At 69.5% G+C, this 15,442-nt stretch carries 13 protein-coding genes; 7 read left to right on the top strand and 6 right to left on the bottom strand.

Annotated elements, in window-relative coordinates; genetic code table 11:
• The first annotated feature begins 23 nt into the window (after nt 1–23).
• A complete protein-coding gene (locus tag BLW44_RS05255) occupies nt 24–425 on the top strand; it encodes a VOC family protein (protein WP_060928518.1) in 402 nt (133 codons plus the stop codon).
• A gap of 12 nt (nt 426–437) precedes the next feature.
• Here the strand turns inward: BLW44_RS05255 and BLW44_RS05260 are convergent, their stop codons facing one another.
• On the bottom strand, nt 438–1,637 hold the full coding sequence (locus BLW44_RS05260) for a pyridoxal phosphate-dependent aminotransferase (protein WP_060928517.1): 1,200 nt from the start codon (nt 1,635–1,637) through the stop codon (nt 438–440).
• 167 nt (nt 1,638–1,804) lie between these two features.
• Nucleotides 1,805–2,899, bottom strand: coding sequence for an alanine dehydrogenase (ald, locus tag BLW44_RS05265; RefSeq protein ID WP_060928516.1), 1,095 nt, complete (start codon nt 2,897–2,899; stop codon nt 1,805–1,807).
• 115 nt (nt 2,900–3,014) lie between these two features.
• Here ald and BLW44_RS05270 point away from each other — a divergent pair, with 115 nt between their 5' ends.
• Both BLW44_RS05270 and BLW44_RS05275 read left to right on the top strand, forming a co-directional pair.
• Nucleotides 3,015–3,524: an Lrp/AsnC family transcriptional regulator gene (locus BLW44_RS05270; protein WP_060928515.1), complete on the top strand. Its 510-nt coding sequence runs from the start codon at nt 3,015–3,017 to the stop codon at nt 3,522–3,524.
• 118 nt (nt 3,525–3,642) lie between these two features.
• Nucleotides 3,643–4,746: a helix-turn-helix domain-containing protein gene (locus tag BLW44_RS05275; RefSeq protein WP_082724651.1), complete on the top strand. Its 1,104-nt coding sequence runs from the start codon at nt 3,643–3,645 to the stop codon at nt 4,744–4,746.
• Nucleotides 4,747–4,995: 249 nt separating this feature from the next.
• Here the strand turns inward: BLW44_RS05275 and BLW44_RS05280 are convergent, their stop codons facing one another.
• The 3 genes from BLW44_RS05280 to aceA all read right to left on the bottom strand — a co-directional run bounded on the left by BLW44_RS05280 (nt 4,996) and on the right by aceA (nt 8,503).
• On the bottom strand, nt 4,996–5,427 hold the full coding sequence (locus BLW44_RS05280; RefSeq protein WP_060928513.1) for a hypothetical protein: 432 nt from the start codon (nt 5,425–5,427) through the stop codon (nt 4,996–4,998).
• A gap of 72 nt (nt 5,428–5,499) precedes the next feature.
• On the bottom strand, nt 5,500–7,155 hold the full coding sequence (aceB, locus tag BLW44_RS05285) for a malate synthase A (RefSeq protein ID WP_060928512.1): 1,656 nt from the start codon (nt 7,153–7,155) through the stop codon (nt 5,500–5,502).
• 22 nt (nt 7,156–7,177) lie between these two features.
• On the bottom strand, nt 7,178–8,503 hold the full coding sequence (gene aceA, locus BLW44_RS05290; RefSeq protein WP_060928523.1) for an isocitrate lyase: 1,326 nt from the start codon (nt 8,501–8,503) through the stop codon (nt 7,178–7,180).
• Between the two features lie 135 nt (nt 8,504–8,638).
• On the opposite strand from aceA, the gene BLW44_RS05295 reads away from it, so the two are divergent.
• From BLW44_RS05295 to BLW44_RS05305, 3 genes are all read left to right on the top strand, one after another.
• Nucleotides 8,639–10,090 carry a helix-turn-helix domain-containing protein gene (locus BLW44_RS05295; protein WP_060928511.1) on the top strand — a complete coding sequence of 484 codons (1,452 nt, stop codon included), beginning with the start codon at nt 8,639–8,641 and terminating at the stop codon, nt 10,088–10,090.
• 119 nt (nt 10,091–10,209) lie between these two features.
• A complete protein-coding gene (locus tag BLW44_RS05300) occupies nt 10,210–11,763 on the top strand; it encodes a glucoamylase family protein (RefSeq protein WP_060928510.1) in 1,554 nt (517 codons plus the stop codon).
• Nucleotides 11,764–11,800: 37 nt separating this feature from the next.
• The gene (locus tag BLW44_RS05305) at nt 11,801–12,508 is read left to right on the top strand and encodes a TetR/AcrR family transcriptional regulator (RefSeq protein WP_082724650.1); all 708 of its coding nucleotides are present in this window, start codon (nt 11,801–11,803) and stop codon (nt 12,506–12,508) included.
• Here BLW44_RS05305 and BLW44_RS05310 read toward each other — a convergent pair.
• Entirely contained in the window at nt 12,417–13,925 is a 1,509-nt protein-coding gene (locus BLW44_RS05310) for a PucR family transcriptional regulator (RefSeq protein ID WP_074731624.1), read from the bottom strand. The two genes, BLW44_RS05305 and BLW44_RS05310, sit on opposite strands and share 92 nt — an antisense overlap.
• Before the next feature lie 115 nt (nt 13,926–14,040).
• Here BLW44_RS05310 and gabT point away from each other — a divergent pair, with 115 nt between their 5' ends.
• Complete coding sequence (gene gabT, locus BLW44_RS05315) at nt 14,041–15,402, top strand: 4-aminobutyrate--2-oxoglutarate transaminase (protein ID WP_060926654.1); 1,362 nt, start codon at nt 14,041–14,043, stop codon at nt 15,400–15,402.
• Nucleotides 15,403–15,442 lie beyond the last annotated feature (40 nt).

A 15,442-nucleotide genomic window follows, 5' to 3' on the forward strand; every position in this document is an offset into this window, starting at 1 on the left:
ACGGTTCGCCGTACACTCGCGGCATGAGCGGACTGATCCCGTACCTGCTGTTCCCCGGCAACGCCGCAGAGGCGCTCGAGCACTATCGCTCGGTCTTCGGCGGCGACCTGCAGCTTCTCGACTACGCACATGCCGGGCGTCACGACGGTCCCGGTGACGCGATCGCGCACGGGCAGCTGTCGGGTCCGGTCGAGCTGGCAGGAGCGGATGCCGGTGCCGACGACGACGCCGTGCAGATGAACGGCATGTTCCTCTCGCTGCTGGGCACCGCGGACGCCTCGACGCTCACCAGCTGGTTCGACCGGCTCGCCGTGCAGGGGCGCGTCATCGATGCGCTGCAGAAGCGCCCGTGGGGCGACTATGACGGTACGCTCGTCGACCGCTACGGAATCCGCTGGCTCATCGGATTCCACGACGAGGACTGAGTCGCGCCGGACTCAGGAGAACAGCCGCTGCAACCGCTGCACGCCCTCGAGGAGCTGGTCGTCTCCGAGCGCGTACGACATGCGGATGTAGCCGGAGGGGCCGAACGCCTCTCCCGGCACGACCGCGACCTCGGCCTGATCGAGGATGAGGTCGGCCAGCTCGAGCGAGGTCGTCGGCGTGACTCCACCCCAGGTGCGTCCGAGCAGCCCCTGCACATCCGGGTAGACGTAGAAGGCACCGAGCGGGTTGGGCACGACGAGGCCGTCGATCTTGGACAGCTCGGAGACGATGAGGCGGCGGCGGCGGTCGAAGGCCTCACGGAACTGTTCCGCCTCGGCCTGCGGACCGTTCAGGGCCGCGATCGCGGCCTTCTGCGCGACGTTGTTGACGTTGCTCGAGAGGTGCGACTGGAGGTTGCCCGCGATCTTGATCGCGTCGGCGGGGCCGACCATCCAGCCCACCCGCCAGCCCGTCATCGCGTACGTCTTCGCCACTCCGTTGACGAGGATCGTCTGGCCGGCGAGATCGGGAACCGCCTCGACGATCGAGGTGGCCGTCGTGCCCTCGTACGTGAGGTTCTGGTAGATCTCGTCCGAGATCACCCAGATGCCGTGCTCGAGCGCCCACTCGCCGATGGCCCTGGTCTCTTCGGCGGTGTAGACGGAGCCGGTCGGGTTCGACGGGGAGACGAACACGAGCACCGTGGTGCGCTCGGTGCGGGCGGCCTCGAGCTGCTCGACCGTGACCTTGTACTCCTGGTCGGCACCGGCGAAGACCTCCACCGGGGTGCCGTCGGCGAGGCGGATCGCCTCGGGGTAGGTGGTCCAGTACGGCGCAGGGAGGAGTACCTCGTCGCCGGGGTTCACGACGGCCTGGAAGGCCTGGTAGACCGACTGCTTGCCCCCGTTGGTCACGATGACCTGGCTGGGGGAGACCTCGAGACCGGAGTCGCGCAGTGTCTTGGCCGCGATCGCCTCACGCAGCGCCGGCAGACCGGGAGCGGGGGTGTACCGGTAGCTCGCAGGGTCGGCGAGCGCCTCGGCGGCCGCATCCACGATGAACTGCGGCGTCGCGAAATCGGGCTCACCGGCGGCATACGAGATGACGGGCTTGCCTTCGGCCTTGAGGGCCTTCGCCTTCGCATCGACCTTCAGGGTCGCCGATTCGGCGATGGCGGACAGCTTGCGAGAGAGGGGAGCGCGTTCGGTCACGAGTACGAGCGTACCCGGGAGGCCCCCGGTCCTGCCGGGCGTGTCGCCGACAAGAACCGAGCTTCTTATCGGTCGGCCAGGCGGCCAGGCGGCCAGGCGGCCAGGCGGCCAGGCGGCCAGGCGGTCAGGCGGTCAGGTGGTCACGCGCCCGGCCGCGTCCGAATCGCTCAGGCCGCGTCGAACCCGTGCGCGCGAGCGACGGCGTCCAGCGTGATCCGTCCGTCACGGACGTTGAGCCCCTTCGCCAGCGCTGCATCGGCGGAGGCCGCGGCATCCCAGCCCTGACCGGCGATGGCCGACACGTACGGGAGAGTGGCGTTCGTGAGGGCACGGGTGGCCGTCTCGGGCACGGCACCGGGCATGTTCGCGACGCAGTAGTAGATCGAGTCGTGCACGGCGAAGGTGGGGTCGTCGTGCGTGGTCGGACGCGATCCCTCGAAGCATCCGCCCTGGTCGATCGCGATGTCCACGAGAACCGAGCCGGGCTTCATCGCGGCGACCATGTCGTCGGTCACCAGCTTCGGTGCAGCGGCACCGGGGATCAGCACCGAGCCGATCACGAGGTCGGCGCTCGCCAGCTCCTCGGCGATGTCGTAACGGCTCGACGCCCTGGTCTGCAGGGCGCCGCCGTAGCGGTGCTCGAGCTCGCGCAGTCGGGGGAGGGAGATGTCGATCACGGTCACCTGCGAGCCGAGTCCGAGCGCGTTCGCCGCCGCATGCTCTCCGGCGACGCCGCCGCCGATCACGACCGTCTTGGCGCGCGGGGTGCCGGCGATGCCGCCGAGCAGCACGCCGCGCCCTCCGGCGGAGCGCATCAGGGAGTACGAGCCCATCGTGACCGAGAGGCGCCCGGCGATCTCGCTCATCGGCACGAGCAGCGGCAGGCTGCGGTCGGGCAGTTGCACGGTCTCGTAGGCGACGGCCGTCGTGCCCGCATCGACCAGCGCCGTGGTGAGGGGGCGATCGGCGGCGAGATGCAGGTAGGTGAAGAGGGTGAGGTCGGGCCGAAGGAAGCCGTATTCCTGGGCGATCGGCTCCTTGACCTTGATCACGAGTTCCGCCTCGCCCCAGGCCTCAGCCGCGGTGTCGACGATCTCGGCGCCGGCCGTGCGGTAGTCGTCGTCGGAGATCCCTGAGCCGACGCCCGCACCCGACTGCACGAGCACGCGGTGGCCCTCGTGCACGAGGCGGTCGGCGCCTGCGGGAGTGAGCGCGGTGCGGTTCTCGTTGTTCTTGACCTCTGTGGGCACGCCGATCTTCATCGATCCTCCAAGTGACGGTTGCGCGAGTGCACTACAGAATCGCAGAAACGTCGATCGATCGACAGATCTCCTGAAGAAGATTCGCTGTCAGGGTGATTCCTGCATAATCGTTCACATGGAGACCTCATCCGAAGCCTCGCCGTCGAACACTCTTCGCGCTCCGGCGCTCGACCCGATCGACGCGCGGATCGTGCAGCTCCTGAGCAGCGACGGGCGCATGACGAACGCGGAACTCGCCGGCCACCTCGGCGTCGCACCCTCGACGGCCCACGCCCGGCTGCGGGCGCTGGTCGATCGCGGGGTCATCAGCGGCTTCCACGCGAGCGTCGACGAGCGGATGCTGGGCGCCGGGCTCCAGGCGATCATCGGCGTGAGCCTGCGACCCAGTGCGCGACGCGAGAGCATCGTCGAGTTCGCCGACCGCGTGCGGGCCCTGCCGCAGGTGATCCAGGTGTTCTTCCTCGGAGGGGACGACGACTTCCTGCTGCACATCGCGGTCGCCGATTCGTCGGAGATGCGCGAGTTCGTTCTCGAGCATCTGTCGGCGCAGAGCAGCGTCGCGTCGACCAGGACCAGCATCGTGTTCGACTACCACCGCAACTCGGTGGCGGCTTCCTTCCGCTGAGCCCCCTCGAACCGCGCCCCGCGAGCATATATATTGCAGGCGCTCTCGCCGCCTCCCTAGGGTGAGGGCGGGAACGGAGCGGCCGACGCGTGAGCGGTCCGCATCCGGTGGGGGTGCGATGAGCCGTGTGCTCGACGACGCGGAGATGGTTGCGTGGCTCGGCCGTCTCTCGGGCGGACTGTGGACGAGATTCGGCGACGACCCGGCCGGTGCGACCGTGCCCGCCTGGTTCGCAGCGGAGGTCCTGAGGCTCGAGGGACAGGTGGGGATGCTCCAGCTGTCGAACTTCGGAACGATGAAGGCGCACGATCCCGACGCGTTCGAGGCGGCCCTGCTCCGGCGTCCGATCGGCGCGACCATGCTCTACAGCACCCTCCAGACCGCCCACACCGTCACCTACGACGGCGGTGCCACCGAGGACGAGGACATCATCATCGTCGGCGTCGCGAATCAGGGCGGTGAGCGGCTGCACACCGCGAGCGGGGTCCAGTTCCTCAGCGTCGGGCGGATGGGCTTCATGTCGAGCCTGGGCGCCTCGACCGTCGAGCATCTGGGCATCAGCGACACCACGGGCGTGGTCGTTCCCGTCTCCGCTGTCCCCGGCTATCGCGAGGTGCTCGCACAGGGAGCTGCGACCTTCCCCGATTCGCCGCTCACCAGGGCGGCCGGCGCATCGTTCGGACGGATGCTGTTCGAATGGTCGAGGGACCCCGACCAGGGGGCCGGGGCCGTGGCCGGCACCGAGGCCTCGCTGATCGCCCTGGTTCGAGGGTTGTTCCGGCAGTTCCCCGCTGACGGCGAGACGGATCGCGCGAGCGAACTCCGCACGGAGGCCGCGAGGATCATCGAGCAGCGCCACCGCGAGCCGGCCTTCGGCATCGAGGAGCTCGCGTCCGACATGCACATGAGCAGGCGGCAGCTGTTCCGGCTCTTCGCGGGCACCGAGGAGACCGTCGCCGGTCGACTGTCGCGCCGACGCTTGGTGACCGCCCGCGAGGAGCTGCTGGCCGTACCGCTTCAGGACCTGGCCACGGTGGCCGCCCGGTCGGGCTTCGCGGATGCGGCAGCCCTGCGCGCGCAGTTCTCGCGTCATCTCGGACTCAGCCCCCGAGCGTTCCGGCATGCCGCCCGCTCGCGGCCGCCGCGGCTGGCGGAGGCGATGCTGCTCAGCGACGAGCAGGCCGGTCCACCCGGCGGCACCCCCGTGCCGCGCTCTGGGTGACGCGTGACCGCGAATAGCGTGCCATCCTCGATGCTCAGCGCCGGAGTGCGCGCGGGTGGTGACAGAAGCCGCCGCGGTGCTTCCTGCCTGTCTCGAGGGTCTCTACTCTGAACCTGCCCGCACCCCCAGGCGGGTCACGACGGCAGGTGATGATGGGTCCGCGGGCCTGGAGATGCCGACCCGTCAGGGCTTCCGGACTCGGCGCATCGCCGGTCCGGAAGCTCGGGTCCGGGTGAGGGAGCCGCGCGATCAGGCGCCGAACGACGAGGGCAACGCGCAGTAGTCGGCGAAGCGACGGCTCGGGTTGTCGGGATCCGTGAGGTCGACGAGCGCGCTCGCGATCGAGTGGGGCGGCTCATCGCCGGCCAGCTGCCACACGATGAAGTTCCAGAGGCCACGGGCTGTCGGGGCCACGAGCATCGCGGGTCCAGAGACCACCAGGACCGTCGGCCCGTCGGCGGCGCGGAAGGGCGCGATGATGTCGGCTCGCAGCGCGGCCTCGTCATCGTCATCGATGTGCCTGCGCTCGACGTGCTGCTCCGCGGCGGTGAGAGCGGCCGTGAGATCATCGGCGGCGCGGCGCGAGCGCTCGGCATCCGCTCCGGAGACCGCGATCAGACGACGGCCTCGCGGGTACAGGTGCAGGAACTCGGAAGCCAGGTCGGACCAGACGGCGCTCATGATTCCAGGCTACGCCCGTACACGCCGTCGGGCCCCTCGGATGCCGATGCATCCGAGGGGCCCGACCCGCGCTCAGGCCTCTTCGACGAGGAACCGGCTGTAGGCGCCGAGCGTCAGGAAGGCGGGGAACTCCTCCTGCAGCGCGACTTCGCGGAACACGGACGCCGCGTCGTCGAAGCGATCGCCGTCGTGTCGGTCGACCTCGCCGAGCACCTGGGTGATCAGGCCCTCCACGAACTCGGCGGTGATGGCGGTGCCGTCCTCGGTCGAGCGATCCTGGTGGATCCACTGCCAGACCTGAGAGCGGCTGATCTCGGCCGTGGCAGCGTCCTCCATCAGGTTGTCGATCGCGACGGCGCCGAGGCCCCGCAACCAGGCCTCCAGGTACCGGATCGCCACCGAGACGTTGTCTCGCACCCCCTGGGCGGTGATCGGTCGACCGATGTGCAGGTCGAGCAGCTGCGATGCGGTCACCAGGACCTCGGGGCGCGTGTGGTCGATCTGGTTCGGTCGCTCGCCGAGCACCGCGTCGAACTCCGCCTGTGCGGTCGGGATCAGGTCGGGATGCGCCACCCAGGTGCCGTCGAAGCCGTCGCCGGCCTCGCGCTTCTTGTCGGCCGTCACCTTCTCGATCGCCCTCGCCGTCACATCGGGGTCGCGTCGGTTCGGGATGAAGGCGCTCATGCCGCCGATCGCGTAGGCGCCCCGCTTGTGGCAGGTCTGCACGAGCAGCTCGGTGTACGACCGCATGAACGGCACCGTCATCGTGACCTCGCTGCGGTCGGGGAGCACGAAGCGTGCGCCGCGGCCGCGGTAGTTCTTGATGATCGAGAAGATGTAGTCCCAGCGTCCGGCGTTCAAGCCTGCACAGTGATCGCGCAGCTCGAAGAGGATCTCGTCCATCTCGAACGCGGCGGGCAGCGTCTCGATCAGCACGGTCGCGCGGATCGTGCCGTGCGGGATCCCGATGTACTCCTCGCTGAACGAGAACACGTCGTCCCAGAGCTTCGCCTCTTCGCTCGACTCGATCTTGGCGAGGTAGAAGTAGGGCCCGCGGCCGTTCGCGATGAGCTCCTGCGCATTGTGGAAGAAGTAGAGCCCGAAGTCGACCAGCGAACCGGATGCCGCGGTGCGGCGGCCAGCCCGATCGGTGAACTGCAGGTGCTTCTCCGGCAGGTGCCACCCGCGGGGGCGCATCACGATCGTCGGCGTGCGCTCGGCGGTGACGCGGTACTCCTTGCCCTCAGGAGAGGTGAAGGAGAGCTGACCGCGGATCGCGTCGCGCAGCGAGAGCTGGCCCTCGATGACGTTCTTCCAGGTGGGGCTCGTGGCGTCCTCCTGGTCGGCGAGCCACACGCGGGCGCCCGAGTTGAGAGCGTTGATCGTCATCTTCGGATCCGTCGGTCCGGTGATCTCGACGCGTCGGTCCTCGAGCCCAGGCCCTGCGCCGGCGACCCGCCACTCGGCATCCGCACGGATGTGCGCGGTGTCGTCGCGGAACCGCGGGTCGTGGCCGTTGCCGATCTCGAACCGACGGCGCATCCGGTCGGCGAGCCGATCGTGGCGGCGCGAGGCGAACCGGTGGTGCAGCTCGGTGAGGAAGGCGATGGCCTCGGGGGTCAGGATCTCGTCGTAGTGCGCGCGCAGCGGACCGGTGATGGTGATCGCGGGGCCCTGCTGCGTCGTCTGGATGGGAGTGGTGGTCGGAGGTGCGGTGGGAGTGGTCATGATCTGAGTCCTTGGGATCGGCTTAGTGGAACTGCGCGGCTTCGGTGGAGCCGGCGAGGGCGAGGGTCGCGCTGTCGGGGTTGAGCGCGGTGGAGATGACGTCGAAGTAGCCGGTGCCCGCCTCGCGCTGGTGCTTGGTGGCGGTGTACCCGTTCGCCTCGGCGGCGAACTCGGCTTCCTGCAGCTCGACGTACGCGCTCATGGCACGTTCGGCGTAGCCGCGGGCGAGATCGAACATGGAGTGGTTGACGGCATGGAAGCCGGCGAGCGTGATGAACTGGAACTTGTAGCCCAGGTCTGCCAGCTCCTGCTGGAACGTCGCGATCTCGGCGTCCGACAGGTGGCGCTTCCAGTTGAAGCTCGGCGAGCAGTTATAGGCGAGCAACTTGCCCGGGAACTCCGCGTGGATCGCCGCGGCGAAATCACGCGCCAGCTCGATGTCGGGCTCGCCCGTCTCGACCCACAGCAGATCGGCGTACGGGGCGAATGCGAGGCCTCGGCTGATGACCGACTCGATGCCGGGGCGGATGCGGTAGAAGCCCTCGGGCGTGCGCTCGCCGGTCGTGAACCGCTGGTCGCGCTCGTCGACGTCGCTGGTGAGCAGGTCGGCGGCCAGAGCATCCGTCCTTGCGATGATCACCGTCGGGACGCCGGCCACGTCGGCCGCGAGACGTGCGGCGTTCAGCGTGCGGATGTGCTGCTGCGTCGGCACCAGGACCTTGCCGCCGAGGTGGCCGCACTTCTTCTCGCTGGCGAGCTGGTCCTCCCAGTGGATCGCGGCCGCTCCGGCCTGGATCAGGGACTGGGCGAGCTCGTACGCATTGAGCGGTCCGCCGAAGCCGGCCTCGGCGTCGGCGACGATCGGGGCCAGCCAGTCCTGGGTGACCTCGCCCTCGGCGTGCTCGAGCTGGTCCTGACGGATCAGTGCGTTGTTGATGCGGCGCACGACCGCCGGCACCGAGTTCGCGGGGTACAGCGACTGGTCGGGGTAGGTCTGGCCGGCGAGGTTTCCGTCGGCGGCGACCTGCCATCCCGACAGGTAGATGGCCTTGAGACCCGCCCGCACCTGCTGCACGGCCTGACCGCCGGTGTAGGCGCCGAGTGCCCGGACGTAGTCCTCGGTGTGCAGGAGGTTCCACAGGTTCTCGGCCCCGCGGTGAGCGAGCGTCGCGTCCTCGCGGACGGAGCCCCGGATGCGGATGACGTCCTCTGCCGTGTAGGTGCGCTCGACGCCGTCCCAGCGGGGATCCGTCTCCCAGATCTCCCGGAGCTCGGCGGCCGTCTGAACCTGGTCGCCGGCACGCAGGCCGGCGGGGCGTGGGGTCTGGTTCTGAGCGGTGTTCGTCATGGTGTCTCCTCCGTTGGATGCCCGGACCGTGAAGCCGGGTGGCGTGTTCCCACTGTGCGTGAAGTTCCGCGCCATCGACGACCGATCCTGGGGTGAAGATCGCGTGAAATTCTGTTTCTGTGACAGAATCGGCCCATGAGCACCCCTGCCGTCGAAGAAGACGCCGACGCCCTCACCATCGGCCGCCGCATCCGCCAGCTGCGCACCGCGCGCGGGATGACCCTCGACGACCTCGCCGCCGCCGTCGATCGGGCACCCAGTCAGCTGTCGATGATCGAGACGGGCAAGCGCGAGCCGAAGCTGACGCAGCTGCAGGCGATCGCCCGCGCTCTCGGCGTCACGATCGACGCGCTGCTCGAGGGCGAGCCGCTCGATGAGCGCAGCGCGATCGAGATCGCCCTCGAACGGGCCATGAAGGGGCAGACGTTCCAGGCGCTCGGCATCGAGCCGTTCCGGATCGCGAAGAGCATGCCGACGGATGCCCTCAAGGCGCTGCTCGCTCTGCACGGCGAGATCGATCGGCTCAAGGACGAGCGCGCGGCGACGCCGGAGGAGGCGCGGAGGGCCAACGTCGAACTGCGCCATCTGATGCGCCGTCAGGACAATCACTTCGCCGACCTCGAGGCCAAGGCGGCGGAGATCCTCGCCGCCGTCGGGCACCCCGGCGGGCCCCTCACGCAGCGGACGGCGTCGGAGATCGCGGCGCACCTCGGCTTCACCCTGCACTACGCGCCCGATCTGCCGCAGACCACCCGCAGCGTCGCGGATCTCGCGAACGGCCGTCTGTACCTGTCGAGCAGCGTGCCGGCGAAGGGCGACGCCAGGACCGCTGTGCTGCAGGCGCTGTCGAGTCGGATCCTCGGTCACGCCGAGCCGCGCAGCTACGCCGAGTTCCTCCGCCAGCGCGTCGAGACGAACTACCTCACCGGCGCGCTGCTGATCCCCGAGGCCCATGTCGTCCCCGCGCTGAAGGACGCGAAGGCACGCAAGGCCATTTCGATCGAGGATCTGCGCGACGCCTACTCGGTGTCGTACGAGACCGCGGCCCACCGGTTCACCAACCTCGCGACGCGCCACCTCGACATCCCGGTGCACTTCCTCAAGGTGCACGAGTCCGGCACCATCACCAAGGCGTACGAGAACGACGACGTGAACTTCCCCACCGACCGGCTGGGATCCATCGAGGGCCAGATGTGCTGCCGTCGCTGGACGAGCAGGGTCGTGTTCGACGAGGACGACCGGTTCAACCCGTACTACCAGTACACCGACACGGGCAACGGCACCTACTGGTGCACGGCGCGGGTCGAGGCGTCGAGCGAGGGGCTGCACTCGGTCAGTGTGGGCGTGCGCTTCGACGACACCCGCTGGTTCGTCGGTCGTGACACCCCGCACCGCGGCGTCTCGAAGCACTCGGTCGAGGTGTGCTGCCGACGGGCGCCGGCCGAGCTCGAAGGGCGCTGGCGCGAGAAGTCCTGGCCGAACGTGAAGACGCCCAGGACGCTGCTCGCCACACTGCCGACCGGGGCGTTCCCCGGGGTGGACACCACCGACGTGTACGAGTTCCTGGACGCGCACGCGCCGCGCTGAGACGCGTCGGGCGGCATCGACCCCGCATCAGCGGGGGTTGATCCAACATCGAACGGGTGTTAGGTTTTCGCGTGTCGGAGCGCTGCGATCGGCAGCGCCGTTCTCGATGAGGAGACACGATGAAGCGATGGATGAGCACGCTGGCGGCGATCGGACTCGTCGTCTCAGCAGTGGGGCTCGCCGGGCCCGCAGCGGCCGGCGGGGGACGACCGGGCACGGCCGAGCTGAACCGCTGGGCAGCGGACACCTGGCGATCCTTGGACGCGATGACCGACGAGCAGACCGGACTGCCGTCGGACAACATCACCGGTGATCTGCAGACGCCTGGCGCCTACACCTCGCCGACGAACATCGGCGGATACCTGTGGTCGACCGTCACTGCTCGCGATCTCGGGATCATCAGCGACGACGAGGCGAGTTCTCGTCTGTCGACCACCCTCGACACTCTCGCGAACCTCGAGCGGAACGAGGCGAGCGGCATGTTCTACAACTGGTACTCGCCGACGACGGGGGAGAAGCTCACCACCTGGCCGGACTCCGGCGATCCGGTGCATCCGTTCCTCAGCACGGTCGACAACGGCTGGCTCGCCGCAGCGCTGCGCATCGTCCGCGAGGCGGAACCGGAGCTCGCGTCAGAGGCCGACGCCCTGTACGACTCGATGGACTTCGCGGCGTTCTTCGACCCCGAGGGTGCGGCAGGTCTTCCGGCCGGCACGAATCGCGGCGGATTCTGGGATGCGGCACCGCCGGACTGCAGTGTCGAGGCTCCGATGTACAACGGATCGGGGGAGACCGCGTACTACACCTGCCACCACTACGACACGACCGTCAGCGAGAGCCGGATCGCGACCTACCTCGGCATCGCGAACGGGCAGATCCCGGCCACGGCCCTGTACGGCACGCACCGCACCATGCCTCCTGGCTGCGACTGGGCCTGGCAGGAGCAGCTGCCGCAGGGCGAGGTCCGCACCTACGACGGCGTCGAGGTCTGGGAGGGCACGTACTCGTACGACGGGATGTCGTTCGTGCCGAGCTGGGGTGGGAGCATGTTCGAGTCGCTGATGCCCGACCTCCTCGTGCCGGAGACCAAGTGGGGTCCGCGGTCGTGGAAGCTGAACCACCCGATCACGGTCGCCGTGCAGAAGCAGCACGGACTCGAGGAGGCCGGTTATGGCTACTGGGGATTCTCGCCCGCGAGCGACCCGTTCGGCGGGTACGCCGAGTACGGGGTGGACGTCGCCGGCATGCGGTCGGACGGCTACACCTCGGATGCCGAGAAGACGGATGTCGACATCGATCGCCCCGGGTGCGCGACCGGTACGAATCCCGCGCCGGAGTTCGGCGACGGGGTGGTGACGCCGCACGCGGCATTCCTGGCCCTGCCCTACGACCGCAAAGGTGCGCTGAAGAACCTGGAGGGCATCGAGGACGAGCTGGGCGCGTACGGCCCCGGCGGATTCTACGACGCCGTCGCGGTGCACAGCGGCACGATCGCCGACCGCTACCTCTCGCTCGATCAGTCGATGATCATGGCGGCGATCGGCAACGAACTCACGAAAGATACACTCAAGGCCTACTTCGTGGACCGCGAGATGGAGCAGCGCCTGCGGCCGGCGATGACGCAGCAGGTATTCGGCTCGTCGTGGGGAGCCGGAGGCGGCCACAAGGGCTGACGCTCCGCATCGCCCGCGTCACGGGAGGGAGTGGACGATGAGCACGGACGAGCGACCGGCCGCGGGGCGCGGACCCCGCGGCCCCTACGCCACGGGACAGGCGCGCAGACAGGCCATCGTCGATGAGGCGCTGGCGGTGTTCTCCCGCACGGGATTCAACGGCGGATCGCTGCGGGAGATCGCCAAGCGCGTCGGCATGACGCCGGCCGGCCTGCTGCATCACTTCGCCGGCAAGGAGGAGCTCTTCGCCGAAGTGCTCCACCAGCGCGACGAGAAGGTGCGAGAGGCCGCCGGGGACCCCGCGGAGCACACGCTGGTCGAGCAGGCCAGGCGGGTGGTCGCGCACAATCAGACGTCGCGAGGTCTGACCTCGCTCTACGCGATCGTCTCGGCGGAGGCGGTCGACCCCGAGCACCCCTCGCACGCGGACTTCGCGGCGCGTTATCGCGACCGTGCCGCCGAGGCCGAGGAGATCCTGCGCCGCGGTCAGCGCGACGGCGAGGTGCGCGACGACATCGACCCTGCGTCGGCGGCACGACTGATCAGCGCTGTCATGGACGGCATCCAGCTCCAATGGCTCCTGGACGAGTCCGTCGACATGGTTTCCCTGTTCGAGGAGTTCGTGGGACGCTACCTCCACCCGGCCGATCCGCTCAGTCGCGCGCCGTCTGCAGCAGCGCCCACAGCTCCGCCCGAGCCGGGAACGACGACAGGTCGATCCCCAGCAGTGCCCCCGACTGCGTGATGCGGGATCTCAGGGTGTGCCGGTGCACTCCCAGTGCGGCAGCGGCAGGATCGACGCGGGCGTCGTGCTCCAGCCAGGTGCGCAGTGAGCCCTCCAGATCGGAGCCCGATCGCGCGTCATGGTCTCGCAGAGGGGCCAGGCGGGACTCGGCCACCAGCCGCGCCTCATCCGTCGCCAGAGCGCTGAGGATGCTGGACCCCACCGTGTCCGCATAGCGGAAGACCCCTGCATCCGCCTGCTGACGGAGAGCCGCCAGTGCCTGAGCGTGTGCACGGGCGAAGGCATCGTACGACTCCGAGCCTGATGCGCCGATGCGGATGCCGAAGCGCGTGGCCACCTCGTCGAGCAGGGCGTCGTCGGCGACCGAGACGCACATCACGACGCCCTCCGTCGACTCGGCGAGGAAGCTCGGGGTGCCGTGCTCGATGCGGCGCCGCTCCCACCAGTCCGTCAGTGGACCGGCCGGGGCGTCGGCAGCGACCGCGACCGTGACCGGTGCTGAGGGGAGTCCGCCGAGCACCTTCCTGGCGAGGGCCGGCTCGTTCTCGAGCAGCGATCCGAGCAACTGCGAGTACAGGCGCCGCCGACTGCGCGCCAGCTGGTCGCTCTGCTCGAGGGCGAGCCCCGCCATCGCGATCACCGAGGTCACGACGGTGCGCGCCTCGGGATCGAGGGCGTCGACGGCGAGCGCGATCACGCCGCGCAACTGCCCGCCGCGTCCGACCGTGAAGAGCATGAACGTCCAGCCGTCGATCGTCAGCGACTGCCCGGCCTCGAGCCCTCTGTTGAGGATCTCGGTGGCGCGCTCGCCGAGGGCTGTCAGCCTGCTCGACGGTGCCGAGGTGCGCGGGTGCGAGAGATTCAGCGCCCCGGAGGCGTCGAACATGCCGACCCAGGCACCCAGCCGGCGGCCGAGCTCGGCGAGCGTGGCGTCGAGGCCGTGCGGGCGGAGCGCCGCGAGAGCGAGCGCGCGTTGCGCATCCAGGGCCCACGACCGGCGGGCGTACGCCTGCGCGGCGATCGCCTCGGAGTGCGCGCGGGCGATCGCGATGAACGGAGTGAGGTAGGGCACCTCGAACAGGGGGATGCCTCGGCTCCGGCATTCTGCGACGAGCTCGTCGGGGATCCCCGCGCGGTGCACCTCGGTGCCGTAGCCGAGACCGCGCACCCCCCGGTCGGCCAGTCGACTCACGTACAAGTCGATCGCCGTGTCGGCGTCGAGCTGGGTGCCGGTCGTGAGCAGGGCGAGGTCCTCCGCGAGGAAGGGAGTGGGGTCGGCGAGGTCGGAGCTGTGCACCCAGCGCAGCGGCTGGTCGAGGGCTCCGGGGGGAAGATCCTCCTCGGGCGACACGAGACGCAGGCCCAGGTCTCGACGGCTCAGCAGCGCGCGCAGTGTCGGCTGCTCCGTGACATCCATGCCCGTCTCCCTCTGTCGTGAGTACGCCTGCTCTGTACAGCGCGGCGATACTCTGGGAGAGATTGTACAGTTCGGCGAATGCATCCGGCTGCTCTCCGGTCGTACGCTCGCCCACATGGCACTCCTCGACACCGCAGCTGTTGCAACTCCCCTCGGCGGACCCGACCTTCCCCAGGAGCGTCGCCTCGTGACCGAGCTCCCCGGCCCCCGATCGGCCGAGATCCTCGCCCGCAAGGCAGACGCCGTGGCCGCAGGCGTCGGGCACACCGTTCCCGTCGCGGCCGTCGCCGCCGGCGGCGGTGTCGTCGTCGACGCGGACGGCAACTCGCTCATCGACCTCGGCTCCGGCATCGCCGTGACGACGGTCGGCAACGCGCACCCCAAGGTCGCCGCCGCGGTGGCCGCGCAGGCCGCCCAGTTCACGCACACCTGCTTCATGATCTCGCCGTACGAGTCGTACATCGGCGTCGCCGAAGCGCTCAACCGGCTCACCCCGGGCGACTTCGCCAAGAAGAGCGCACTGTTCAACTCCGGTGCCGAAGCCGTCGAGAACGCGATCAAGATCGCCCGCAAGCACACCGGTCGCCAGGCCGTCGTCGCGTTCGACCACGGCTACCACGGCCGCACCAACCTCACGATGGCGCTGACGGCGAAGTCGATGCCGTATAAGAGCGGCTTCGGCCCGTTCGCCCCCGAGGTGTACCGTGCGCCGATGTCGTACCCCTTCCGCGACGGGCTCGAGGGCGGCGAGGCCGCTGCCCGCGTCATCCTGCAGCTCGAGAAGCAGATCGGCGCCGATAACCTCGCCGCCGTCATCATCGAGCCGATCCAGGGCGAGGGCGGATTCATCGTCCCGGCCGAGGGCTTCCTCCCCGCGATCCTCGACTGGTGCCGCGCGAACGGCGTCGTCTTCATCGCCGACGAGGTGCAGACCGGGTTCGCGCGCACCGGACACATGTTCGCCAGCGAGATCTTCGGCATCGAGCCCGACCTCATCACCACGGCCAAGGGCATCGCCGGCGGTCTGCCGCTCGCCGCCGTCACCGGGCGCTCCGAGATCATGGACGCCTCGCACGCCGGCGGCCTCGGGGGCACCTACGGAGGCAACCCGATCGCGTGCGCCGCCGCGCTCGCCGCCATCGACGTCTTCGAGAACGACGGGGTCATCGAGCGCGCCCGCGAGATCGGCGAGATCCTCACGGCACGCCTCGGCGCGATCCAGGAGAAGGATGCCCGCATCGGCGACATCCGCGGACACGGCGCGATGATCGCCGCCGAGTTCGTCGACCCGGAGACCAAGGCGCCCGACGCCGCGCTCACCGCGGCCGTCGCCAAGGCCTGCGTCGCCCAGGGCGTCATCGTCCTCACCTGCGGCACCTACGGCAACGTCATCCGCTTCCTGCCTCCGCTCTCGATCGGCGACGACCTGCTGAACGAGGGCCTCGACGTGGTCGCGGCCGCGCTGGCCCAGGCCTGAGACAGACCCGGTCGCGGGGAACCGCGACCCGAACACACGT

The organism is Microbacterium hydrocarbonoxydans (genome assembly GCF_900105205.1).
In the GTDB taxonomy this organism is placed as follows: domain Bacteria; phylum Actinomycetota; class Actinomycetes; order Actinomycetales; family Microbacteriaceae; genus Microbacterium; species Microbacterium hydrocarbonoxydans.